This window comes from Streptantibioticus parmotrematis (assembly GCF_019890615.1).
Lineage (GTDB): Bacteria > Actinomycetota > Actinomycetes > Streptomycetales > Streptomycetaceae > Streptantibioticus_D > Streptantibioticus_D parmotrematis.
Window position 1 is genome coordinate 105719 of record NZ_JAINVZ010000008.1, and the last position, 23698, is coordinate 129416.

At 72.9% G+C, this 23698-nt stretch carries 23 protein-coding genes and 1 pseudogene; 15 read left to right on the forward strand and 9 right to left on the reverse strand.

Annotation, left to right across the window (positions count from 1 at the left end; all coding sequences use genetic code 11):
• The first annotated feature begins 304 nt into the window (after positions 1-304).
• From K7472_RS14310 to K7472_RS14325, 4 genes are all read left to right on the forward strand, one after another.
• Entirely contained in the window at positions 305-1645 is a 1341-nt protein-coding gene (locus K7472_RS14310) for an MGDG synthase family glycosyltransferase (RefSeq protein WP_222977848.1), read from the forward strand.
• The gene (locus K7472_RS14315; RefSeq protein WP_222977850.1) at positions 1642-2415 is read left to right on the forward strand and encodes a polysaccharide deacetylase family protein; all 774 of its coding nucleotides are present in this window, start codon (positions 1642-1644) and stop codon (positions 2413-2415) included. Before K7472_RS14310 ends, K7472_RS14315 begins: the two co-directional genes overlap by 4 nt.
• Positions 2416-2425: 10 nt before the next feature.
• Entirely contained in the window at positions 2426-3358 is a 933-nt protein-coding gene (locus K7472_RS14320) for an aminoglycoside phosphotransferase family protein (RefSeq protein WP_222977852.1), read from the forward strand.
• 180 nt (positions 3359-3538) lie between these two features.
• A complete protein-coding gene (locus tag K7472_RS14325; RefSeq protein ID WP_222977854.1) occupies positions 3539-3847 on the forward strand; it encodes a hypothetical protein in 309 nt (102 codons plus the stop codon).
• A gap of 138 nt (positions 3848-3985) precedes the next feature.
• On the opposite strand, the gene K7472_RS14330 is transcribed toward K7472_RS14325, so the two are convergent.
• Positions 3986-5719 carry a DUF2079 domain-containing protein gene (locus K7472_RS14330; protein WP_252395590.1) on the reverse strand — a complete coding sequence of 578 codons (1734 nt, stop codon included), beginning with the start codon at positions 5717-5719 and terminating at the stop codon, positions 3986-3988.
• Positions 5720-5884: 165 nt separating this feature from the next.
• Here K7472_RS14330 and K7472_RS14335 point away from each other — a divergent pair, with 165 nt between their 5' ends.
• Together K7472_RS14335 and K7472_RS14340 are read left to right on the forward strand one after the other, a co-directional pair.
• Positions 5885-6310: a GntR family transcriptional regulator gene (locus K7472_RS14335; protein ID WP_222977857.1), complete on the forward strand. Its 426-nt coding sequence runs from the start codon at positions 5885-5887 to the stop codon at positions 6308-6310.
• On the forward strand, positions 6307-7296 hold the full coding sequence (locus K7472_RS14340; RefSeq protein ID WP_222977858.1) for an ABC transporter ATP-binding protein: 990 nt from the start codon (positions 6307-6309) through the stop codon (positions 7294-7296). The genes K7472_RS14335 and K7472_RS14340 overlap by 4 nt, the downstream gene beginning before the upstream one ends.
• Positions 7297-7460: 164 nt before the next feature.
• Here the strand turns inward: K7472_RS14340 and K7472_RS14345 are convergent, their stop codons facing one another.
• The 3 genes from K7472_RS14345 to K7472_RS14355 form a co-directional block, all read right to left on the reverse strand.
• Entirely contained in the window at positions 7461-8453 is a 993-nt protein-coding gene (locus tag K7472_RS14345; protein ID WP_222977860.1) for an ABC-2 membrane transporter-related protein, read from the reverse strand.
• Entirely contained in the window at positions 8450-9424 is a 975-nt protein-coding gene (locus K7472_RS14350) for an ABC transporter ATP-binding protein (protein ID WP_308013911.1), read from the reverse strand. Before K7472_RS14350 ends, K7472_RS14345 begins: the two co-directional genes overlap by 4 nt.
• Positions 9425-9558: 134 nt before the next feature.
• Positions 9559-10647, reverse strand: a complete 1089-nt coding sequence (locus tag K7472_RS14355) for a carboxylate-amine ligase (protein ID WP_222977862.1) — start codon at positions 10645-10647, stop codon at positions 9559-9561.
• Between the two features lie 286 nt (positions 10648-10933).
• Here K7472_RS14355 and K7472_RS14360 point away from each other — a divergent pair, with 286 nt between their 5' ends.
• The 3 genes from K7472_RS14360 (at position 10934) to K7472_RS14370 (ending at position 13429) form a co-directional block, all read left to right on the forward strand.
• Positions 10934-11197, forward strand: coding sequence for a DUF5133 domain-containing protein (locus K7472_RS14360; protein ID WP_222978046.1), 264 nt, complete (start codon positions 10934-10936; stop codon positions 11195-11197).
• 113 nt (positions 11198-11310) lie between these two features.
• Positions 11311-11994 carry a response regulator transcription factor gene (locus K7472_RS14365; protein WP_308013912.1) on the forward strand — a complete coding sequence of 228 codons (684 nt, stop codon included), beginning with the start codon at positions 11311-11313 and terminating at the stop codon, positions 11992-11994.
• 52 nt (positions 11995-12046) lie between these two features.
• A complete protein-coding gene (locus K7472_RS14370; protein ID WP_222977870.1) occupies positions 12047-13429 on the forward strand; it encodes a sensor histidine kinase in 1383 nt (460 codons plus the stop codon).
• Between the two features lie 26 nt (positions 13430-13455).
• Here the strand turns inward: K7472_RS14370 and K7472_RS14375 are convergent.
• The 4 genes and pseudogenes from K7472_RS14375 to rph all read right to left on the reverse strand — a co-directional run.
• Positions 13456-13584: pseudogene (locus tag K7472_RS14375) on the reverse strand (VIT1/CCC1 transporter family protein); the annotation flags it as partial.
• 17 nt (positions 13585-13601) lie between these two features.
• Positions 13602-14090 (reverse strand): hypothetical protein, encoded by a 489-nt coding sequence (locus K7472_RS14380; RefSeq protein WP_222977872.1) that lies wholly within the window; start codon positions 14088-14090, stop codon positions 13602-13604.
• A gap of 145 nt (positions 14091-14235) precedes the next feature.
• The gene (locus K7472_RS33240) at positions 14236-14364 is read right to left on the reverse strand and encodes a hypothetical protein (RefSeq protein ID WP_289678993.1); all 129 of its coding nucleotides are present in this window, start codon (positions 14362-14364) and stop codon (positions 14236-14238) included.
• 170 nt (positions 14365-14534) lie between these two features.
• Complete coding sequence (rph, locus tag K7472_RS14385) at positions 14535-17201, reverse strand: rifamycin-inactivating phosphotransferase (RefSeq protein ID WP_222977874.1); 2667 nt, start codon at positions 17199-17201, stop codon at positions 14535-14537.
• A gap of 500 nt (positions 17202-17701) precedes the next feature.
• On the opposite strand from rph, the gene K7472_RS14390 reads away from it, so the two are divergent.
• The 5 genes from K7472_RS14390 to K7472_RS14410 all read left to right on the forward strand — a co-directional run bounded on the left by K7472_RS14390 (position 17702) and on the right by K7472_RS14410 (position 21909).
• Positions 17702-18265 (forward strand): dihydrofolate reductase family protein, encoded by a 564-nt coding sequence (locus K7472_RS14390; protein ID WP_222977875.1) that lies wholly within the window; start codon positions 17702-17704, stop codon positions 18263-18265.
• A gap of 133 nt (positions 18266-18398) precedes the next feature.
• The gene (locus K7472_RS14395) at positions 18399-18839 is read left to right on the forward strand and encodes a MarR family winged helix-turn-helix transcriptional regulator (RefSeq protein WP_222977876.1); all 441 of its coding nucleotides are present in this window, start codon (positions 18399-18401) and stop codon (positions 18837-18839) included.
• Between the two features lie 29 nt (positions 18840-18868).
• Positions 18869-20626, forward strand: a complete 1758-nt coding sequence (locus K7472_RS14400) for an MFS transporter (RefSeq protein WP_222977877.1) — start codon at positions 18869-18871, stop codon at positions 20624-20626.
• 78 nt (positions 20627-20704) lie between these two features.
• Complete coding sequence (locus K7472_RS14405) at positions 20705-21271, forward strand: cysteine hydrolase family protein (protein ID WP_222977878.1); 567 nt, start codon at positions 20705-20707, stop codon at positions 21269-21271.
• The gene (locus tag K7472_RS14410) at positions 21268-21909 is read left to right on the forward strand and encodes a YbhB/YbcL family Raf kinase inhibitor-like protein (RefSeq protein WP_222977879.1); all 642 of its coding nucleotides are present in this window, start codon (positions 21268-21270) and stop codon (positions 21907-21909) included. Before K7472_RS14405 ends, K7472_RS14410 begins: the two co-directional genes overlap by 4 nt.
• Positions 21910-22018: 109 nt before the next feature.
• Here the strand turns inward: K7472_RS14410 and K7472_RS14415 are convergent, their stop codons facing one another.
• The gene (locus K7472_RS14415; protein ID WP_222977880.1) at positions 22019-22609 is read right to left on the reverse strand and encodes a TetR/AcrR family transcriptional regulator; all 591 of its coding nucleotides are present in this window, start codon (positions 22607-22609) and stop codon (positions 22019-22021) included.
• 169 nt (positions 22610-22778) lie between these two features.
• On the opposite strand from K7472_RS14415, the gene K7472_RS14420 reads away from it, so the two are divergent.
• Positions 22779-23693, forward strand: coding sequence for an alpha/beta fold hydrolase (locus tag K7472_RS14420; RefSeq protein ID WP_222977881.1), 915 nt, complete (start codon positions 22779-22781; stop codon positions 23691-23693).
• Positions 23694-23698 lie beyond the last annotated feature (5 nt).

The window sequence follows — 23698 nt, forward strand, 5'->3', positions numbered from 1 at the left end:
CGCGTCCGGTGTCATCCGTCGTCCCTCCCGGGTTCATCCTGCGGCCCACCATACTTCTACATGATGTAGTAACTTCCGCACGAGTTCGAGTCCGAGTCCGAGTCCGGGCCCGGCGTTCACGCCGCCGCCGACCCACGTTCTCCAATTTCTACATCATGTAGTAGTTTCCCCGGCGAGCGCCCGACACGTCCGGGGCGGGCCTGCCCGCGCGGTCGCGCGAGGGCGCGGCCCCGGCCTGCGCGGCCCCGCCGGGGACCCGAGCACCCGCGGCCGCGCGCGTTTCCCCTCAGGAGGCTGAACGACCGTGTCCACCTGCGACGACCCGCCCGAGGGGCCGGCGGTACCGCTATCCGTCGTCACGCCGTCACCGGGCCGGGGACCCGGACGCGTCGTCATCGTCTCCGCGAGCGTGGGAGCGGGGCACGACGGCGCGGCCGCGGGACTGGCCGGCCAACTGGCGGCCCACGGTTACCTGGTGGACCGGCACGACTTCCTTGACCTCGTGCCCGCGGGCTTGGGACGACTGCTGTCCGGCGTCTACCACCGCCTGCTGATCTGGGCACCGGTGGGCTACCAGCGCCTGTACGCGGCGACCGAACACACCCGGCGGCCCGGCGCGGTGTGGCGGGCGCTGTTCCGCGCCGCCGAGCGCCGGACCCTCCGGGCGATCCCACCGGACACGCACGCGGTCATCTCGACCTACCCCGGCGCCTGCCAGGTCCTCGGCACACTGCGGCGGCGCGGTCTGCTGACCGTACCGGCGCTCACCTACCTGACCGACTTCTCCGTCCACGCCATGTGGGTCGCCCCGGGCATCGACGCCCACCTCGCCGTTCACCCCATACCCGCGGCCGAGGCCCACGCCCGCGGCGCCGCGAACGTCACCGTGGCGGGGCCCGTCACCGATCCGCGCTTCACCCCCGCCACGGCCGGCCGCCGCCGCGCGGCCCGCGCCCGCTTCGGTCTGCCGGACGACGCGCCGCTCGCCCTGCTGGTCGCGGGCTCGTGGGGCGTCGGGCCGGTGCGGCGGGCCGCGACCGAGATCCGCGACAGCGGTGTCGCCGTGCCGGTGGTCGTGTGCGGACGCAACCAGGCCCTCGCCGATCAGCTGCGCCGGGACGGCGTCGAGCACGCCTACGGCTGGACGGACGACATGCCCCGCCTGATGCGGGCGTGCGACGTGCTGGTGCAGAACGCCGGCGGGCTCACCTCGCTGGAGGCGTTCGCCGCCGGGCTGCCGGTGGCCAGTTACCGATGCATCCCCGGCCACGGCCACACCAACGCCGCCGCCCTGGACGAGGCCGGACTCGCCGCGTGGATAACCGCACCCGACGACCTCGCCCGCGTCCTGACCGACCTGCTCCACGGTCCCCGCGGCCGGGCCCAACGCGCGGCCGGGCTCGCCCTGCACCGGACGGCCACCGGTCCGCTTCCCGCGATCAGCAGCGCGACCGGTGACCGGCCCGCGCCGCTCCCGCCCGTGGCCGTCACCCGCCGCCCGGTCCGGCGCCGGATCGGTGTGATGGCCGTCGTCGCGGCGGTCACCGTCTCCCTCGGCATCGCGGCCCCGCTCGCGTACGCCTACGCCGAAGCCCCCGCACACGTTCCCGTCGCCGCGCGACACCAGCACGGAGCCGCCCGATGACCGCCGCCCGCCTCGCCCGTGCCACCGCCCTCGCGTCCGCCGCGGCCCTGCCCGCGCTCGCCACCCTGCACGCCGCACCGGTGATCTCCACCTTCGGCCCGCTGCGCAACCGCGCCATGCCACGACTGGCCGGGCGGGGCCGCCGCGACCACGTCGCCCTCACCTTCGACGACGGCCCCGACCACCTGGCCACCCCGCACTTCCTGCGCCTGCTGGAAGCCCGCGGGGTGCGCGCCACGTTCTTCCTGCTCGGCTCGATGCTGGTCCGTTCGCCCGCCCTGGCGCGCGAGACGGCCGCCGCCGGGCACCAGATCGGCATCCACGGCTGGCACCACCGCCCGCTCGCGCTGCGCGGACCGCGTGCCACGCTCGACGACCTCGCCCGCGCGCGGGACGCCGTGGCGGAGGTGACCGGACGGCCCCCCGCGCTCTTCCGGCCGCCGTACGGGGTGATGTCCACCGCGGCCCACCTCGCCTGCCGCCGCCTGGAGCTGACCCCGGTGCTGTGGACCGCCTGGGGCGAGGACTGGCGCCGCCGGGCCACACCGCGTTCGGTGCACGACACCGTCGTACGGGACCTGCGCGGCGGCGGCACGATCCTGCTCCACGACAGCGACTGCACGTCCGCCACGGGCTCGTGGCGCACCACGCTCGAAGCGCTGCCCCGGATCCTCGACACCTGCGACGCCCGGGGCTGGGCGGTGGGTCCGCTGGCCGACCACGGCGACCGCTGGGCCGTCGGCGGGGGAGAGGCGGGATCCGGCGCGTAGGGTGCGGTGGGTGATCGGGATACCACAGGCGTTCGCGCACGGGACCGTCGAACGCGAGGGAGAGGCGGGGCAGGCCTGGCTGGCCGAACTGCCCGGAATCGTGGACGAGTTGCTGCGGCGGTGGGAATGCGTGCCGGACGGCCGGGTCACGCACGGCGCTGTCGGCGTCATCGTCCCGGCGCGGCGGGCGACCGGTGAGGCCGCCGTCCTGAAGGTGTCGTTCCCGCACCCCGGCAACGTGCACGAGCCGGACGCGTTCGCGGCCTGGGACGGGCGCGGTGCCGTACTGCTGCACGAGCGCGACGACGAGCGCTTCGCGATGCTGCTGGAACGGGCGCGGCCGTCGACCCTGGCCGGGGTCGAGGACGGCGACGAGCTGGTCGCGATCGCGGGACGGCTCAACCGCCGCCTCGCCGTCCCCGCGCCGCCCGGCCTGCCCCGGATGCGGGAGGAGGCCGACGCCTGGGCCGAGCGGATCCGCCGGGACGCGCGGGAGCTGACGCACGCGCTGCCGCACCGCGTGGTGGACACCGCCGTGGCCACCGCCGAGGAGCTGGGCCGCGACCAGCCGGACGTGCTCGTGCACGGTGACCTCCACGCCGGGAACGTCCTGCGCGCCGACCGCGAGCCCTGGCTGGCCGTCGACCCCAAGGGCCGCGTGGGCGATCCCGCCCACGACTGCGGTGCGCTGCTCAAGTCGCGGGCGTTGGCCCTGCTCGCGGAAGGCGACCTGCGCAAGGCGGTGCTGCGCACCCTGGACGTCTTCGCCGACGCGGCCGAGCTCGACCCCGGACGTGTCCGTCGCTGGGCCCAGTTCCACGCCGTCGAGGCGGCGTTCTGGGCCCGGCGGCACGGTTTCCGGATCGCCAGGAGCGGCCCCGAACGCGACGGGGTCGTCCAACTGGCAGACGAACTGGCGCAGTTGATGACAGAGCTCACGTAGGCCCCCGGACCCTGCCCCGTGAGCTCGCCGCCCCCTGAGCCTAATGGCGGCTATATTCCCATTGTCCGCATTTGAGGTATTTGCCGTTTTAATTCCCATGACAAGTTGGGTTCGTGGGGTTTCGGCGGGGTCGGCTCGGGGAGGTGGGATGTGTCACATGCGTAGTCGTTGGGAGTGACCATGAAGAAGAAGACCCTGGCCATGGCGTTCGCCGCCGCCCTGCTCACCGCCGGCGGCGCGGGCGCGGCCTCGGCGGCCGCGGTCCCGCAGCAGCAGCCCGCACATCCCACCGGCTCCACGGCCACGGCCACCACCACGCCCAAGGGCGCGACCACCAGCACGCCCAAGGGCGCGGCCGGGGCCACGTCCAAGGGCACGACCTTCCACTGCTCCCACCCGAACCGCACGTTCACCATCTCCGCGGACCCGTGGGTCATGGGCCAGTACGAGGCGTACTACGGCCAGCAGGGGTGCACGCACACGCCGTAGGACCCGAGCGGGCGCGACGGTTCCGAACGGCGGCCCCGGCCGGACGACCGGCCGGGGCCCAGGCGTGCCGCAAGCCCGGCCGGTCTCCGGGTCGGTCTCCGGGCCGGGCGGGTCAGCCCGCGGTGCCCGGCGCGAACGTCACCTCCGCGGTGCCGACCGTGCCGGCCCGGCGACCGGGGGCCTCCTGGAACCGCCAGTACTGACAACTCCGCCCGCGTTTTGGACGGCAGCCGGTGGCCCGGGTCGGAAGGGCCCGCGCAGCAGGAGGATTCCGCTCTCGTCCGCGACCGTGCGGTAGCCGTCGGCGCGGTACGCGGTGAGCATGCGGGCGGTTTCGGCCGTGGAACAGGGGGACTGGGTGGTCGGGTCGGTGCGGTCCACGACGACCCAGGCGGGCAACCGCGCGGGAAGCGCCGCCCGTCCGGTGCCCGGCGCGCCGGACCCCTCGCACACCAGGCTCACCGTGGCGCGGTCGGTGAGCAGCGGGGCGAGCCGGTTGCTCGCGGCGACCGTGGCGCCGTCGGGTATGCGGTCGGCGAGCCGGTGCGCGGTCCGCACGTGCGCGGAGGTCCGCCACGTCGAGGGCAGCACGACGTCGTGCAGGGGGTAGACCGCCGTCGTGACGAGGGCGAACAGGCCCACCACGGTGAGGATCCGGCGCAACGTGGCGGGCGCGCGCAGCTCTGGTCGGCGGGCGAGGACGTCGACGAGGCCGGCGAGGACGATGGGCATCAGCACGGCGCTGTAGTGGTAGCCGACACCCCAGTAGTGCGGATCCGCGGACAACAGCCGCCAGGCGAGCGTCGGCAGGCAGAGCGCGGTGATCGGGGAGCGCGGGCCGACACACGCGGTCATCCCGGCCAGCATCGCCAGCAGCAGCAACTTCAGGGGCGGCCGGAACAGATGGGTCACCGCGTGCACGGCGGCCGCGACCACCCCGCCCGTTCCGGAGGCCGGGTGCGCCGCCGACATCTGGTGCCAGTAGTCGAACGTGCCGTGGGGATTGGCGGCCGGCAGCAGCACCAGCACCTCGACCGCCGTCCCGATGACGCCGACCACCGCGGTCACCAGGCCCAGGCGCCTCGGCCCGTGCCATGCCACGTAGAGGCCCACGGCCGCGAGGGTGAGCCCCAGGTCCTCCTTGACCAGCAGCAGCGGTGCCGCCCACAGCACGGCCGCCCTCCAGCGGGAGCGGCCGAGCGCCTCCATGCTGAACGCGAGCAGCGGCACCGCGAACGCGATCTCGTGGAAGTCGAACCCGATCGCGGACGCGATGCCCCAGGAGGCTCCCGTCGCGCAGCCGATGACCAGACCGGCCACCGGACCCGCGACCCGGTGCGCCCACCGGGTGAGCGGCAGACAGGCCAGTGCCATCAGTGCCGCCTGCGCCAGCAGGAGGGTCAGGGGACCGGGGAAGAGCCGGTAGAGCGGCGCGAGGAGCGCCAGGACCGGGTGGAAGTGGTCGCCGAGCAGGTCGAAGCCGGGGCCCTTCAGGTCGGCGACGGGGGCGTGGCCGTGGGCGTAGGCGCGTACCGCCTGCTCGAAGATGCCCAGGTCGTACCCGGCCGACAGCATGCGCTCGTGGCGGCGGACGGAGACGATCGCGTAGAGCGAGAAGAACAGCGCGCAGAGCGTCCAGCCCATGGCGACCGGGCCGGGCAGCCGCAGGCCCGGCCCGGTGGCGGACTCGACGGGCGGGCGGTCCCGGCGCGCCGGCCGGGTGCGGGGGGAGCGGGAGCGCGCCGGAGGCCGGGGCGCGAGGGCCAGGGTGGCGAGCGCGCCGCCGTCCGGGCCGCCTCCCGCGTCAGCCGGCCCGTGGCCCGGTACGCCGCGCGTCGTGCCGCCCGGCGTGCCACCTCTCATGTCGCCCATCGATGCGTTCTCCACTTCCCTGCTTTCACTATATAACTAGTGAAGTGGTGTCATGGGTGGGTCGTGATTGTCAAGTCCCGCCCTGTGGCTCGCCGGTTGGGGACGCGGGTAGAGTTCCCTAGATAACTAGGAAAACCATTAGGTCGAAGGCGTGGGAGGGTCGCGATGGAGTACCTCATCGACCGGCGCAGCGGAGTCGCCACCTACGTGCAGATCGTCGAGCAGACGAAGCGCGCGCTGCGGCTCGGCTTCCTGCAGCCGGGGGAGCAACTGCCCACCGCGCGCGAGGTCGTCGAGGCGACCGCCATCAACCCCAACACCGTGCTGAAGGCGTACCGGGAGCTGGAGCGCGAGGGACTGGTCGACAGCCGTCGTGGCGTGGGCACGTTCGTGCGGCACTCGCTGGGCAAACCGCAGGCGGCCGCGGACTCCGTGCTGCACGCGGAACTCACCGACTGGATGCGGCGCGCGCACGCCGCGGGCCTCGACCGGGAGGACGCGGCAGCGCTCATCGCCTCGGTACTCGACGCCTGGTTTCCGGTAGCCCCGGCCGCCTCGACGGCGCACCGCCGCACCGGGGACGCGGTATGAGCGGGGCGTCCCGTTCTCCCGGCGGGCGGTCCGGCGAACTGGCCCGTACGACGGCGGACCGGCACCCGTCCGGCGACGTGGCCGTGCTGGAGGCCCGCGGTCTGGGCAAGCGGTACCGCCGCCGCCATGCCCTGAGCGACTGCTCCTTCCGCATACCCGCGGGCCGCGTCTGCGGCCTCGTCGGGCCCAACGGCGGTGGCAAGAGCACCCTCATGGAGCTGGCCGCCGGTCTGACCCGGCCGACCAGCGGGAGCATCACGGTCTTCGGCGAGGCACCGCACACCGCGTCGGCACGCCGCCGGATCGCCTACCTGGCGCAGGACAAGCCGCTCTACTCGCGCTTCACCATCGAGGAGACGCTGCGGCTGGGCCGCGAACTCAACCCCGTCTGGGACCAGGACAACGCCGAACGCATCGTGCGTCAGGGCGAGTTGCCGCTGTCGGTGCGCGTCGGATCACTGTCCCGTGGCGAGCGCACCCGGGTCGCACTCGCGGTCGCCCTGGCCAAGCGTCCCGAACTGCTGCTGCTCGACGAGCCGATGGCGGACGTCGATCCCATCTCCCGGCACCAGCTCACCGGTGTCCTGATGGCGGAGGCCGCGGAACACGGCATCACGGTGCTCATCTCCTCCCACGTCCTGGGCGAGCTGGACGGCATCTGCGACTTCGTGCTCCTGCTCGGCGCGGGCCGTACCCGGCTGGCCGGTGACGTCGACGAGATACTGGACCGCCACCGGCTGCTGGTGGGGACCGACGACGCCGAGGACCCGCTGCCCGAGCCGGATCTGCACGAGGTGGTCGAAGTGCGGCGCACGCGACGGCAGGTGACGGCCCTGGTGCGGCCGCGGGTGCCGGTCGCCGACGGATGGGACGTGGTGGAGCCGGCCGTCGAGGACGTCCTCATGGCCTACCTGCGCTCGCCCGGGGCGACCCCGCTGATCACGTCGAGCGCGCGTCCGGTCATGACCCCGCACGCGGAGCGCTGAACCACCGCCCGAGGACCGCGCGTTGAACCGGCCCCCGGGAGCGGTCCGCCGAACCTCCGCCCGCGAGCCCCGCGTTGAGCCGTCCGACCTGGAAACGCCCGCGGGGCCGATGGCGCCGCCGGGCCCTGCTCGGGCTCGACGGCGCCACCGGCCCCGCGTCCAGGTCAGACGAGGCGCTTGCGGCTGCGCAGCAGGACGTACGCGACGACGGCCACCGACAGCGCCACCAGGATCGCCGTGCCGGTCCACTGCATCGAGGACATCCGGGAAATCGGCAGGTACTTCACCGACCAGCCCACGATGTGGTTGCTTGCCAGGCAGGCGGCGTGCGCCTTGTCCGTGGGCGCGTTGCTGCACGTGCTCCAGCCCACGGTGTGGCCGGAGCTCGTGAGGTAGGACTGGTCCACCTCGTAGGCACCGGGCGGCAGTTGCGGGGGGTCCCCCAGCACGCCGCCGTGGGTGAGCACCGTGACCACGCTGCCGAGGGAGAGCTGGAAGTGCACCCACAGGATCTCCAGCACGACGGTGAAACCGAAGGTGACCACCATGGCCATCAGCACCCGCCGCACCAGCAGGCCGATCGCCATGCCGCCGACCACGGTGAACAGGGTGAGCGCCGCGGGCAGGGGACCGGTGGTGTCAAGCACCGTCTCGTCGGTCCACGTCAGCTGGCTGGTCGCCTTGACCGGCCCCACCCACCAGCCGTACGCGACGCCCAGGGCCCCGGTGCAGACGAGGACCACGGCGAGGGTGATGCCGAGCTTGGCGGTGAGCCAGCGGACCCGGCTCACCGACTGCGAGGCGACCAGCTTCGCCGTGCCGTTCTCCAGGTCGCCCGCGAGCAGCGGGGCGCCCACGAAGACGCCGAGCAGGATGGGGACCCCGAGGATGACGGACCCGACCTGGTTCAACCTGTCGAGCTGCGGCTGGAACCCCTGGGTCCAGTCGTCCGTCCGCGGATGCGGCCAGCCGAAGCGGTCGAGGTAGTGCATCATCCCGGCCCGCTGGTAGGCGATCCAGGCGACGCACACGACGGTGAGGCCGAGCATCGTCCAGAACGCCGCCCGATGCTGCCGCCACACCAGCCAGGTCAGGCCGCGCAGCCGCAGCAGGCGCGGGGAGCGGGTGGCCGCGGGGGTGCCGCTCAGTGTGGTCACGCCGCCACCGCCGTCGTGTCGTGGGCACCGGGGACCTGGGCGCTGCGGGTCAGCAGGGGCGGGGCCTCGGGGGAGCGCAGATAGGCGAGCACCAGTTCCTCCAGGTTCGGCGAGGCCGCCTCCCAGCCCTCGGCGAGCGGTCCTCCGGGCGCCGTGAGTGTTCCGTGAGGGCGCACGAGCGCCGTCAACCGGTAGCCGTCGGTGTGCGATTCGACGACGGTGTGGCAGCTCAGCTCGGAGCGGGCGGCCTCGTCGTTCCCGGCGACGGTGAGCACGCTGTGCGCCGCCCGCAGCGCGCCGACCTCACCGGCCAGACGCAGCCCGCCGGAGGAGACGACGAAGAGGTAGTCGCAGACGTTCTCCAGCTCGGAGAGGAGATGGGAGGAGATCAGCACGGTCGTGCCGCGTTCCGCGACCTCGGCCATCAGGACGCCCATCAGCTCGCGCCGCACCAGCGGGTCGAGGTCGGACATGGGCTCGTCGAGCAGGAGCAGGTCCGGGCGCTTGCCGAACGCCACCGCGAAGGCGACCCGGGTGCGCTGACCGCCCGACAGGGTGCCCACCTTCGCGGTCAACGGGATGTTCCCGGCCCGCACGATGTCCTCGGCCGCCGCCTGGTCCCACCCCGGGTTCAGCTCGCGGCCCAGGCGCAGCGTCTCCTCGACGGTCAGGCGGCGGAAGAGCGGCTTGTCCTGGGCGAGGAAGGCGGTGCGGTGGTTGGCCTCGGCCGACTCCGGTGGCGCGCCGAAGACGCGCAGCGTGCCGGCGGTCGGCTCCAGCAGGTTGGCCGTGATGCCGAGCAACGTGCTCTTGCCCGCCCCGTTGGGGCCGACCAGCCCGCAGATCCGTCCGGCCGGCAGCCGGAACGAGCAGTTGCGCAGCGCCCAGCCGCGCCGGTACTTCTTCCCCAGGCCGCGCGCCTCCAGCGCGGGCCCGTCGCCCGGGCCCGAGCGGCTCGTGCTGTCGTTCACCTGTACTCCTCTTTCCCCGGAGGCTCCCCGAAACCGGACGCGAGGGATCGGGCGCGCCGATGTCGCACGCCGGTATCGCGGTCCGGGTATTTCACTATAACATTAGTGGAATGAGGGTCAGGGGTCGGGAACGGTCAGCGCTCGCCGGTGCTCAGCAACCCCAGCAGCCCTTCCTTGCCGCCGGATGCCGCGGCTCGCCGCTGCCGCTGTTCCCCGGTGCCGTCGTCCAGCAGCCGTTCCACGCCCGCCGAGACCCGTTCCAGGTCGCCCGTGTCGTCGAGCGTCTTGCGCAGGTGGTCCATGAGCGAGGCGACGACCTCGGCGGCGGGGCGCGGTTCGCACGTGAGCGGATCGACCAGGTGGCCGTTGAGCCCGTGCCGTGCCGCCTGCCAGTTCGCCGCCGCCAGCAGTTCGTCCGGAACGAGCGGGCCCGCCGTCGCCCCGCTCTCCGCCTCGTTCAGCCCGGCCGTCACCAGCGCGCGCACCACACCGGCGAGCATCGCCGCGTCCTCGGGCCTCAACTGCACGTCCATCGCCCGCACTTCGACCGTCGGATAGCGCTCCGACGGGCGCGCCTGCCAGTACACCTGGCCGCGGTCGCGGATCACCCCGACGCGCAGCAACTGCTCGGTGCGGCGTTCGTAATCCTCGGGACCGTCGAACGCGGGCGGCGGACCGCTGACCGGCCACCGCCCGAAGACCACGGTGCGCCAACTGGCGAATCCGGTCTCCGCCCCGTCCCAGTAAGGGGAGTTCCCCGACATGGCCACCAGGACCGGCAGCCACCGCCGGATCCGGTTGAGCACCGCGATCGCCCGCGCGCGGTCCGGCACGCCGACGTGGACGTGCATGCCGTTGATCATCTGCTCGTCCACCAGCAGCGCCGCGTCCGCCAGCATCCTGCGGTACCGCGGCTGGTCCGTCACCGGCGCGGGCCCCAGGAACGGCGCCGCGCCACTGGCCGCCACGCGGCACCCCGTCTCCGCCGCGGCCGCGTGCAGCGCTCCTCGCAGGCGGCGCAGATGCCGCTCGACCTCGTCGAGGGTGTCGCAGACCGGGGTGGCCACCTCCACCTGCGCCTGCAACAGCTCCCGCTCCACCTCGCCGCGGGCGACGGCCCGCTGCCGCGCCGCCGCGGCCCGCACCTCCTCCCACCGCGAGACGGGATATCCGCTGTCCGCGTCCAGCAGCAGGTACTCCTCTTCCACACCGACGCTCACCATGTTCCGCGCGTACCCGCCGACCCGGCACGCCACGCCGCAGCGCGCGGCCGTCGCGGTGACCCCGCACCGCGCGGGCGACACCGACGCGGGAGGCGCGGCGGCCGGAACCACCCGCCACCGCACGTCCCAGGAGAAGCTGTGGCATACACCGGGCCGCGGCGGGCACAAGGACGACGAAGTCACTGCCGTGCCGGGCCACTTCCCCCCACGTACAGCTCGCCGTCACGGACTTCGCGAGACATCATCGGTCGGCCTGCCGACCACGTCCATGGCGGAAGGATCTGTTGTGCTGTTGCCGGCGGAGAAGGAACTGCGCACCGTACTGGCCCGCTTCGCCGAGGCCCGCTTCCGGCACGAGCTGGAGCCCACCGACGAGTCGGGCCGCGTCCTGGAGGACGTGTCCTACACGTTGTGCGTCATGACCGGGGCCCGCGCGGTGGATCAGGCGCTCGCCACGGCCGACGCCCTGCTGGAGCGGTTGCGGGCCGACCGGCACCACGGCACGCGAGCGGGCGAGGGCAAGCGCGCGGGCGAGATCCTGGCCGCCTGAGGCCCGCCGCCCACCGGTTCGCCCAGGGCCTCCGGTCCGTCTCCCCCCCCGGTGGCCCTGGGCTCCAGGCGCGTTTCGAAGACCCGTTCCCTGCTCGTACGTAGGATCGTCGCGTGGTGGATGGGCGGGATCGCAACGCGCTGCGGGTGCTGGTCGTCGAGGACGACGCCGGTATCGCCGACTCCTTGGTGCGTGGTCTCGACGGTGCGGGTTACGAGGCCCGGAGCGTGGGCAGCGGGCGTGCCGCCCTGGCCGCCGCCCCGCAGCCCGATGTCGTCCTGCTGGACCTGGGACTGCCCGACATCGACGGCGTCGAGGTGTGCCGGCTGCTGCGGCGGGGGTCCGATGTGGCGATCATCGTGGTGACGGCACGCGGCGAGGAGGGCGACCGGGTGGTGGCGCTCGACGAGGGGGCCGACGACTACCTGGTCAAGCCGTTCGGCCTGGCGGAACTGCTGGCGCGGGTGCGTGCCGTACTGCGCCGCACCCGGCCGCAGGAACCCGAAGTCCTCGTCCACGGGTCCCTCGCCGTCGACGTGCGGATGCACAAGGTGGAGTTCGGCGGCCGGGAGATCCCGTTGACGCCCAAGGAGTTCGACATCCTCCAGTGCCTCGCCGCCGACCCCGGACGCGTGGTGACCCGGCAGGAGATCCTCGAACGCGCCTGGGACGCCCACTGGTACGGGCCCACCAAGGTGCTCGACGTCCACATGGCGGCACTGCGGCGCAAACTCGGGTCCCCGCGGCTGATCGAGACGGTGTACGGACGCGGATTCCGGCTGGGGCCGGCCGAATGAGCGGCGGGCCCGGAGAGGACGACGGGCCGGGCGTCAGGCGCGTGACGGGTCCATGACCCGTCGCATCACGCTCAGTGTGCTGGCGCTCCTGACCCTGGTGCTGGTCCTCGCCGTGGTCCCGCTGGGAGTGTCGATGGCGCAGCGGGAACGGATGTCCTTCCGCGACGAGGTGGCCGGTGACGCGAGCACGATCTCCGCGGCGGCCGAGGAACACCTCTCCGACCACCACTCCGACGCGGAGGCCGCGCAGTTGGTGCGGGCGGCCGGGCGGCGCGGCGACTGCGCGACGGTGTACGACATCTCCGGGGCGGTGGTCCTCACCACCCGCTGCGCCGACGTGGCCGACGGCGACGGAGCCTCCCTGGTCCGCGCGGTCCTGCGGCATCCGGGCACCCGGGTGGTCGAGGACGACCAGTGGCTCACCACCGCCGTGCCCGTCGGGGAGACCGACGACACCGTGGGCGTCGCCGTCCTCAGCCGCTCCGCGGACCCGCTCGACGACCGCATCGACGACATGTGGCTGCGGCTGGGCCTGATCGCGACCGGAGGACTGGCAGCTGCTGTCGGGGTGTCGCTGCTGCTCGGCCGCTGGGTCGGCCGACCGGTCCACGCCGTCGCGGCGTCCGCCCGCAAGCTTGGCGAGGGCTCACTGGACGCCAGGGCGCCGCAGGTATCGGGGCCGCCCGAGGTCCGGCAGCTCGCGGCGGCCTTCAACACCATGGCCGCGCGCACCGAGGCGCTGGTACACGGCCACCGGGCCGTCGTCGCCGACGTCTCGCACCAGTTGCGCACCCCGCTCGCGGCGCTGCGCCTGCGGCTCGACCTCCTCGCCACCGGTGCCGACCGGGCGACCGCGGAGGAACTGGTCCGCGCGCAGGAGGAGATCGCCCGTCTGTCACGACTGGTCGACGGCCTGCTCGCGGTCGCACGCGCCGAGAACGCCTCCCCGAGGCCGGTACCGGTCAGGGCAGACGAGGTGGCGGCGGAACGAGTGCGGGCCTGGGAACCCGTCGCCCGCGAACGGGGCGTGACCCTCGTCGCGCGATGCGCCCCGCGGCTGTCCGCCTACCTCGGCCCCGGTGACCTGGAACAGGTGCTGGACAACCTGATCGCCAACAGCCTCGACGCCGTGCCGGCCGGGAGCACGGTGAGCGTCGACGGCACGCGCCGGCAGGACCGGGTCGTCCTGCGCGTCGTCGACGACGGGCCGGGCATGAGCGCGCAGGCGCGGGAGAGCGCGTTCCGGCGCTTCGGGAACCCACAGGCGACCGGGACCGGTCTGGGACTCGCCATCGTCCACCGTCTCGTCACCGCGGTCGGCGGCACCGCCGAGCTGCTCCCGACCCCGGGCGGCGGACTCACCGTGCGCCTCACCCTGCCCAGGCCGGACACGTCGTCGGCGAAGACGCGCGACGCGGACGCGGCGGCGCCGTGAGACGGGAGGCGCTTGCGGGCCCGGGGTCAGGCCCCGGCGGCGCCGAGCAGCGTGCCGACCGCGTAGGTCACGGCCATCGCCAGCGCACCGCCGCCCGCGTTGCGCAGGACCGCCTGTGCCACCGGCGCCTCGCCCAGCCGGGCGCTCGGCTCCCCGTGGCCGGGCCCGGGCGCTACTCCGGGCGGTTGAGGCGCTGCTGCTGGTAGGCGTCCCAGTCGCGGGGTGGGTACGTGGCCTCGGGGGCGGCCAGGCACACGTCGATCTCGATCGCCATGTCCCCGTCGAAGAAGTCGGCGACGTCCCGGATCAACTCCAGCGCCCGCACGGTCGCTTCACCCAGCGGGCGCGCCATCCGGTCGACGCCGGACGGGAAGCCCACCGGTTCGAAACGCGCCACCCGCACCGCCTGGTCGGCCCGTTCGTCCAGGCCGAAGGTGACGTACCCGGCGGCCAGGGCGACCCGCTTGAGCTGGTCGCGTACGCCGTCGGCCAGCTGTGCGATCCCGTACAGCGTCTGCACGGGACTTCCGGCGATGTGGTGCTCGTCCTGTGCCGGTTCCCCGTACAGTCGCTGAAGGCGCTTGCGTTCGCCCTCGAGCAGCGCGAGCGCCTCGTTCAGCACCCGGCCGACCTGGCCGAGTTCGGTGAGATCGTGAATCACCCGGTTCCCCTTCCGCCAACTGGCCCGGTTTCAGGATCGATTACGGGCCAATCGGGGTCTACAGCGCATATCCGGCCACTGTAGCCGCGCCTGACGGCCGGGGCACGCCCGTCCCGGGACGGGCCGGGACGGACGCGGGCGGGTCTCACTGATGACGGCTGTGCACCAGGAGGGGGAACGCCATCTCGGCGACCAGCCAGGCGCACGCCAGCGCGGCGACGGCCAGCAGGACCGCCGTGGTGCCCCTGATGCGGCGTCGGGCGAGCTTCCCCATGTTCTTCTCCGTCCCTCGAACCGGCCGAGCCGCGACGCCATGTGCGACGCGCCCGGGGAAGTCGATCACCCCCTCGCCTCCCCACGAGCACTCCGACCATGCCGACCGCCCGCCGGTCCGCCGGCCACGTTCACCCGGAAGCCGCGGGAGAGGGCCTCCGACGCGGTGACTCAGGGCAGGATCTCGACGTACCCGTCGCTCCCGTGCACACGAACGCGCTGCCCGTCCCGGATCAGCCGGGTGGCGCGCTCCACGCCCACGACGGCCGGCAGACCGTACTCACGGGCGATCACCGCGCCGTGGGTCATCAGGCCGCCCACCTCGGTCACCAGGCCCGCGATCCCCACGAACAGCGGCGACCAGCTGGGGTCCGTGAAGGGCGTCACCAGGATGTCGCCCGCCTCCAGGTCGGCGTCGGCCATGTCGAGGACGACGCGGGCCTTGCCCTCGACGGTCCCGGCCGAGACCGCCACGCCGGTCAGGGCGCCGGACGGCACGTCGTCGCGCCGGTACGCCCCCGTGAGGGCCTCACCGTCGGAGGTCAGCACCCGGGGCGGAGTGAGCGCGTGGTACGACCGGAACGCGTCCTTGCGCCGCCGCACGAGCCCGTCGTCCACCCGGCGCGAACGCACGACGTCGTGGAGCTCCTGGAACGTGAGGTAGAAGGCGTCCTCCCGCTCACGGAGCACACCGGCCCGCACGAGGTGCTCGGCCTCCCTCGACAGGGCCTGCTTGTAGACGAAGTAGCGGCTGACGATGCCGTACTTCGGGTACTCCCGGTACCCGATGAAGGTGCGGACCCGGTCGATCATCCGCTTGGTCTCGTCGGCCTTGCGCTCTCCGTCCGGCAGGGTCCGCAGGCGCGACAGCACCTCCTGTTCCTTCTCCCACGCCTTCCGCCGGCCTTCCTCGAACCGCCGCTCGGCGGCGCCCGGTGCGAAGTTCCTGACGTTGTCGAGGATCACCGGCACGAGCGTGGCGGGGCGTTCGCTCCAGCGCGGCCTGGTGACGTCGATCTCGCCGACGCAGCGCATGCCGTACCGCTCGAGGTAGTCCACGACGGCGTCGCGCGCCTCGGCCCCGCCCGGCAGCTTCGGCAGCTCGTCCAGGAAGTCGTCGCCCTCGGAGCCCTCGACACCCTGGAGGAACGCCACCACCTCCGGCCGCGGGCGGATCACGTCCGCCACGTCGAGCAGCGCGAGTCCCATCTCAGACGTGACGTTGCCGGGGGCGGACAGGGTGAGGGTGTCGGCCGCGTTCTTCTCGCCGAGCCACTCCCGCAGCTTGTCGTTGAGCCACCAGGTGGCCTCCATCCCGGCCATGATCGCCTGGATGTTCAGCGGATCACCGAGGACGCGCTTGTGCTCCTCGAAGGCCTCCAGCAGGAAGTCGAACAGCTCCGGTCCGCTCTTCGTCCGGATGTCGCGTTCCAGCGCGGCGACGGAGGCCCGGCTGCGCTCGACCAGCTCGGTGACGACGGCCGGATCGGTCGCGATCGGGGCGGGAGCACCCCCTTCGGACGCGCCCCTGCCGGACGTTCCGCCGCCGCGTGCACCACCTGCGGGTCGGGTGTCTGCGGGTCGCGGGCCGGGATCCGCGTCCGGGAGCGCCGGGACGAAGCCGTCGTGGCGCAGAACGGTCTCCAGGGCGTCCCTGACCAGCGGATCGCCCCGGCCCAGGACGTCCAGGAGGCCGGCGCGGCTCGCGGGCGAGGCCAGGCGCCGAGTGACGTCGACGAACAGCCTCCCGCCCGCCTCGTGCATCGGCACCATCGCCGTCAGCTGCCACATGGAGAGCCCCAACGGCCGCATGGGGTCGGTCATCATCTGCTGATGGCCGACGGAGACGTAGACGTGGTTCTCCTCGTCGTCGCGCTCGGGGACGGGGAAGAGCGTCGTGATCGGGCGGCTCTGGACGATGTGGAAGCCGTCGTCGGCCAGGCACCATTCGATGTCCTGCGGACCGCCGAAGTGCGCCTCGATCCGCCGCCCGAGCTCTACGAGCCGCACGGCCTGTTCATCCGTCAGCGCGGGCTGCTCCTGGCGCCCCGGGGCGATCGCCACTTCGCGGGTACCGCCGGACGGCACCGCGTGGACGGCACGGCGCTTGGCGGCGATCGTCCTGGCGACGACCTCGCCGTGCCGCACCCTGAAGACGTCCGGGTTCACCAGGCCGGAGACCAGGGCCTCGCCGAGCCCGAAGCCGGCGTCCACGGTGGCGACCTTCCGGTCGCCCGTGACGGGGTCCGCCGTGAACAGGACGCCCGCGGCATGGGGGAGGACCATCCGCTGCACGACGACGGCCATGTGGACCGTGCGGTCGTCGATGCCGTTGCGCCTGCGATAGGTCACGGCCCGCTCGGTGAACAGCGAGGCCCAGCACCGGCGGACGTGTTCCAGGACCGCCGTCGGCCCCACGACGTTCAGGTACGTGTCCTGCTGACCGGCGAAGGAGGCCGTCGGCAGGTCCTCCGCCGTGGCGCTGGAGCGTACGGCGCAGGCGGCGCGTTCGCCGAGCCGGGCGAGCGCGCGGGTGACCGCCGCCGCGAGGTCGTCCGGGACGGCGGTCTCCTCGATGGCCCCGCGGATGCGCGCGCTCAGCGTGCGGATCCCCGCGCGGTCGTCCGGGTCCACGCGCGCGAGGCGGTCCAACTGGTCGTCGATCGACGGCACTTCGGCCATGACCCGCCGGAACGCGTGCGTCGTCACGCAGAAGCCCTCCGGCACGCGGACGCCCTCGATCCGCGACAGCCCGCCCAGGTGCGCGCCCTTGCCGCCGACGAGCGCGGCCCGGGTCTCGTCCGCCTGCTGGAGGTCCAGCACGTACTGCTCGGTCACCGGGACGCCTCCGGAGCCGCCGTGGCGGGTCGCGGTGCGGTGGCCGGTCGCGTCACCGGAGCCTCCTGCGCTGTCGGGTCCTGTGCTGTCGAGTCCTGCGTGGTGCGCATTCCTGATCGCTTTCCCTCCGGCGTGTCGGCCCCCGGCCCCGCCCGGTCGGGCGGTGGGCGCTTCCGCGTTTCCGCGACCGCGCTGCCGGTACCGAACTGCCGGTCCCGGCCCTGGTGAGCCGGCCACGCCCCCGTTTGTCGCGGGTTGTGGCATTGAGTCGACGATTGTGCGCCAGCCCCGGGGCCTTGTGGCAAGCCCCCCTGTGCGCTATACGTTGAGAGTGGCAAGGAGAGCGCGTTTCTCCTTGCCTTTGTTCTTGTCGACGCCGCCTTTGTTTTTGGTCCGCTGTTTTTGGTCCGCGCCCAGGAGAGGGTTCCGCGCGTCGCGCCGGGCCCCGGAGGGGTAGGCGGTCGTACGGTCGAATCCCTTCCCCGGGAGGAGGACCTCCGATGCGCAGCGTGACCTGTTCGATGGGTGTCTCGCTCGACGGCTACATCGTCGGGCCGGACGGCGGTTTCAACTGGACGGCGCCCGACGAGGAGGTCTTCCGGTTCGTCACCGACGAGATCCGTGAGGTCGGCGTCCACCTGCTGGGGCGACGGCTGTACGAGACGATGCTGTACTGGGAGACCGCCGACCAGGATCCCTCGCTCGACGACTCCATGCTCGAATGGGCGGCGCTCTGGAAGCCGCTCCCGAAGGTGGTGTTCTCCACCACGCTCTCCACGGTCCGGGGCGCCGCGCGGCTGGCCTCCGGCGGCCTGGCGGAGGAGATCGAGCGGTTGCGGGCCGAGCCGGGGGAGGGCGACATCGCGATCGGCGGCGCGACTCTCGCCGCCGAGGCGGCCGCGGCGGATCTGATCGACGAGTACCGGCCCAGGGTGCACCCGGTGCTGGTCGGCGGCGGCATTCCGTTCTTCCCCCGGAACGAGCGACGGGTGGACCTCGAACTCGTCGAATCCCGCACCTTCGGCTCCGGAGTCGTCCACCTGCGCTACCGCGTGAGGCGCTAGCCAACTCGTCCACCGAGCCGCGCGCCGTCCGCGTTCGTCTCCGGCGCCCCTGGCGCCTCCCGCCCCTGCGGCGACGTGCCGCGGGGGCGGCGGAGGGATGTACTAAGGCAGGTTGATAAAGTAGCCTTAGTATATGAGTGATGATCTGAACGCCGATCGCGTCGCGTCGGCCCTGCTGGCGAGCATCAGCGTGCTGGTGCGCCGGGTGCGCCAAGTGCCGGTCGGTGGCGGGCTGACGATGCCCGAGCGGTCCGCGCTGGCGCTTCTGGAACGGTCGGGTCCCACCACGTCCTCGGCGCTGGCCAAGGAGGCGCAGATCACCGCACAGGCCATGGGGGCGACGCTCGGCGCGCTGCGGGACCGCGGCCTGGTCGAGCGCCACCCCGACCCGGAGGACGGCAGGCGCATGGTGCTCACGGTGACCGGCGCCGGTCACCAGGCGCTGAAGGACAAACGCAACGCGCGCGCCGAACTCGTCGGCCGGGCCCTGACCGACGGCACGTTCACGCCCTCGGAGCTGGAGCGGCTGGCGGAGGCGGCGGCGTTGCTCGACCGGCTCGCCCGGCACATCTGATGCCGGCGCGACCACGAGGAAGCAGGCTGATGACGGATCCCACCGCCTCGCGCGCCCCGCGCCGGTCGCCCGGCGACCGGTACCAGTGGACGGCGCTGACGAACACCACGGCCGCGGTCTTCATGTCCGCGCTCGACGGTTCCATCGTGCTGATCGCCCTCCCGGCGATCTTCCGCGGCGTCCACCTGGACCCGCTGGCGCCGGGCAACATCGCCTACTTGCTGTGGATGATCATGGGATATCGGCTGGTCCAGGCCGTCCTGGTGGTCACGGTGGGGCGGCTGGGCGACATGTACGGCCGGGTGCGGATCTACAACTCCGGATTCGCGGTCTTCACCTTCGCCTCGGTCCTCCTGTCCTTCGATCCCCTCGACGGCGGCCACGGGGCGATGTGGCTGATCGCCTGGCGGCTGGTGCAGGCCGTGGGCGGCTCGATGCTGACGGCGAACTCGGCGGCGATCCTGACCGACGCCTTCCCCAAGGAGCGGCGCGGCTTCGCGCTGGGCATCAACCAGGTCGCCGGTCTGGCCGGCATGTTCATCGGCCTGGTCGCCGGCGGGCTGCTGTCGGCCTGGGACTGGCGTGCCGTGTTCTGGGTGAACGTGCCCGTCGGCGTCTTCTTCACGGTGTGGGCCTACCGCACCCTGCGCGAGACCGGCGGGCGCGGCGGCGGCCGGATCGACTGGTGGGGCAACGTCACCTTCGCCGTGGGCCTCAGCGCGGTCCTGATCGCGGTCACCTTCGGCCTCCAGCCCTACGGCGGGCACACCATGGGCTGGACCGACCCGCTGGTCGACTGGCTGATATCCGGCGGACTCCTGCTGCTGGCGGCGTTCGTCGTCATCGAGAACCGTGTCGCGGCACCGATGATCCAGCTGAGCCTCTTCCGCCTGCGGGCCTTCACCTTCGGCAACCTGGCGGGACTCGCCATATCGATCGGCCGCGGCGGGATGCAGTTCGTGCTGATCATCTGGTTGCAGGGCATCTGGCTTCCGCTGCACGGCTACGACTACGGCGCCACGCCGTTGTGGGCGGGCATCTTCATGCTGCCGCTGACCGCCGGATTCCTCGCCGCGGGCCCGGTCTCCGGCTACCTGTCCGACCGGCTCGGCTCCCGGGGGCTGGCGACCGGCGGCGCGCTGCTGTTCGGCGCGAGCTTCCTGGGCCTGATGCTGCTGCCGATGGACTTCGGTTACGGGACCTTCGCCGTGCTGATCGCGGTCAACGGGATCGCCAGTGGCATGTTCGCCTCGCCCAACTCCTCCTCCATCATGGGCAGTGTGCCGGCGCGGTCGCGCGGTGTCGCCTCCGGTATGCGCGCGACCTTCCAGAACTCCGGCACCGCCGTGTCGATCGGTGTGTTCTTCTCGCTCATGATCGCCGGACTGGCGAGCAGCCTCCCGCACACCCTCGCCGCGGGACTGCGGCAGCAGGGCGTGCCGGCCCACGTCGCCGCCCAGGTCGGCAACCTCCCACCGGTCTCGTCCCTGTTCGCCGCCCAACTCGGCGTCAACCCCGTCCAGCACCTGCTGCGACCCAGTGGTGCCCTGGCTCATCTGACGGCGACTCAGCAACGCACGCTGACCGGGCGCGAGTTCTTCCCGAGCCTGATCGCTGGGCCCTTCCACTCCGGGCTGGTCGTCGTGTTCGCCTTCGGCGCCGCCCTCGCCTTCCTCGCCGCGCTCGCCTCCCTGCTGCGGGGCAACGGGCCCACCAGGACCCGGAAATCCCATGAGGCCGCCACCGGCGATCCCCTCGCGCGACCCGACCGGTCCGCCAACGCCTGAGACCACCTCACCGCGACCGATCCCACCGCCCACCCCCACGTCGTCCACCCCACGCCGTCCACAGGAGCAGTCCCCGGAATGACACTGACAACGATCGATCCCACCCCCGCGCTCGTCGTGATCGACCTCCAGAAGGGCTTCGTCCCGGCCCACGCCGACGGTCCGACCGCCGCCGCCGTCCAGCAGGCGACGCACCTGGCCGCCGCGTTCCGGCGGCACGGCCTGCCCGTGGTGCTGGTCACCGTCACCGGACGCCCGCCGGGCCGCACCGAGGCCCGGCGGACCGCACGCGCCGACGCCTTCCCCGACGGCTGGACCGACCTCGTCGACGAACTCGACGTCCAGCCGACCGACCACCTGATCACCAAGCGGCGGCGCAGCGCCTTCCACGACACCGGACTCGACACCCTCCTGCGGGACCTGGGCGTCACCCAGGTCGTGCTCGCCGGCATCTCGACCAGCTCAGGTGTCGAGTCGACCGCACGCTCGGCGTCCGACCACGGCTACCACGTCGTCGCGGTCACCGACGCCATGAGCGACCCCGACGCGGAATCCCACCGCCACAGCGTGGAACGCGTCTTCCCCAAGCTCGGCGAGACCGCGACCGCCGCACAGGTCACCGACATGGTGGAGGCGACCCGATGACACCGCTGGGCCGACTCCTGAGGAACCGCAGGGCGGGGGACACCCACCTGGCGTGGAACCTGCCCAACTTCCAGTGTGTGCCGTCGAATTCGGGGGTCGGCGTTTCCCACTCGTCCGACTCGGGAGGCGATCCGGCCGGCTCACGGGGGCCCACGTCACTCGGCCTCACCAGCCGCGACTTCGGCGACGGCGACGCCATACCGCTGGCGCATTGCGCGAAGAACATCGGCGGCGACGACACCTCTCCTCATCTTGCCTGGACACCGCCGCCCGGTACAGCCCAACTCCTGCTGGTCGTCGAGGACATCGACGTCCCCCTGCCCAAGCCCGCCGTGCACTGCGCCGCGTTGATCGACCCGGCCACCGCACACCTCGGTCCCGGCGCTCTCGACGCACCGCACCCGGCCAACGGAGTCCGGCTGCTGCGGTCCACCATCGGACGCGGTTACCACGGGCCCGCACCCATCAAGGGCCACGGACCGCACCGTTACGTCTTCCAGCTGTTCGCCCTCGCGGCTCCCGTGAACGATCCCCTCGGCACGACAGCACTGGAGAGGGCACGACCGCGCGTCTTCCTGCCCGCCATCACCGCACCCGTCCTCGCCCGCGCACGGTTGACCGGCGTCTACGAGCGCTGACGCCCACCCTGAGGCCAGGTCCGGTGATCCGAGTCCTGGCCTCGGTGGGGGCACGGTCTCGCGGCGCCACCTCGTAACGCAGGCCCCACGGGCACCGTTCACAAGCGGCCTAGTCGCGCGCGGGCAACGCCTGCGCGAGCGCGTCGACGGCCACGTCCACCACGGTCAGGAGCTGTGCCGGGCTCGCCCCGGCTCGGCTCATGACGGCGAGAGACTGGTTCACGGCCGCCGCGTGCACGGCGAAGGCCTCGGCGTCCTGATCGGCCATCCGGCCGGCCTTCAGCGCGGCGCGCAGGCGCAGGCGCTGGAAGCCGAGCGCCTTCCTGGCCTGCGCCGCGACGGCCGGGCTCAGCACCGGAATCGCCATGACCGACTGGGCGATCAGGCATCCGTCGGGCAGTCCCGGATCGGCGATGCGCCCGAGGGTGACGTCGAAGAACGCGCGGACCGCCGCAAGGGGCTCGGAGGCCGCACACGACAGGGCGGCGTCGTACTTCTCGCCATAGCGCGCGGCATAGCGATCCAGGCAGCGCAGGAACAGCGTGTCCTTGTCGCCGAGCGAGGAGTAGATCGAGCTGCGGTTCAGGCCGGTCGCCCGGGACAAGTCGTCGACCGAGGTGTCGGCGTAGCCGGCGCGCCAGAACTGGATCATCGCGGCGTCGAGCGCCGTGTCCACGTCGAACTGCTTCTTGCCTGCCACGTGGCACTTCCTTGCCGGTGTGTCGGTGTGTCGGTGTGTCGGTGTGTCGGTGTGTCGGTGTGTCGGTGTGTCGTGTGCTGACCATCATCCCATCTTGAACTGGCCGGTTCAAGATGTGTTAGCCTTCGGACGTGATCATGGCCACGCCCCGACCCCGACGGAGGACCCCATGACCGTCTCCGAAAGCAACCCCGTCCGCGACCTGCCCCTGCACGACCTGGCCGGATTCACCCACCGCTGGGTCGACGCGGACGGCATTCGCCTCCATGCCGTCGAAGGCGGCCGACCGACCGGCCCTGCTGTCGTCCTGCTCGCCGGGTTCCCGCAAACCTGGTGGGCCTGGCGGAAGGTCATGCCAGGCCTCGCCGACCGGTTCCGCGTCATCGCGATCGACCTGCCGGGCCAAGGCCACTCCGAGCGCCCGGAGCGCGGCTACGACACCCACACGGTCGCCGCCCACGTCCACGCCGCCGTCAAGGCGCTCGGAGTGCCGTCCTACTGGCTGGCCGCCCACGACATCGGCGCCTGGGTGGCCTTCTCCCTCGCCCTCGACCACGAGGACCACCTGCGCGGGGTCGCCCTGCTCGACGCCGGAATCCCCGGCATCACCCTCCCGGAATCGATTCCCACCGACCCGGCCAAGGCGTGGAAGACCTGGCACTTCGCGTTCCACCTCGTGCCCGACCTGCCCGAGACCCTGCTCACCGGCCGCGAACGGGAGTACGTCGACTGGTTCCTGAAGGCGAAGGCCCTCGCTCCCGGCACCTTCGACGACGCCGACCTCGACCACTACGCGGCGGCCCTCGCCGCCGACGGCGGCCTGCGCGCCTCCCTCGCCTACTACCGCGACGCCGCCGAGTCGGCACGCAGGAACCACCAGGCGCTCGACCGGCGGCACTTGACCGTGCCCGTCCTCGGCATATCCAGCAGCCACGGCTCCATCGTGGACATGGCGGCCTCCCTCAGCCCATGGGCCGACCACACCACCGGAGTCGTCGTGCCCGACGCCGGGCACTTCATCCCCGACGAGCAGCCCGAAGCCGTCGCCGCCGCGCTGGCCGACTTCGTCGCCGGCCGCGACTGACGCCC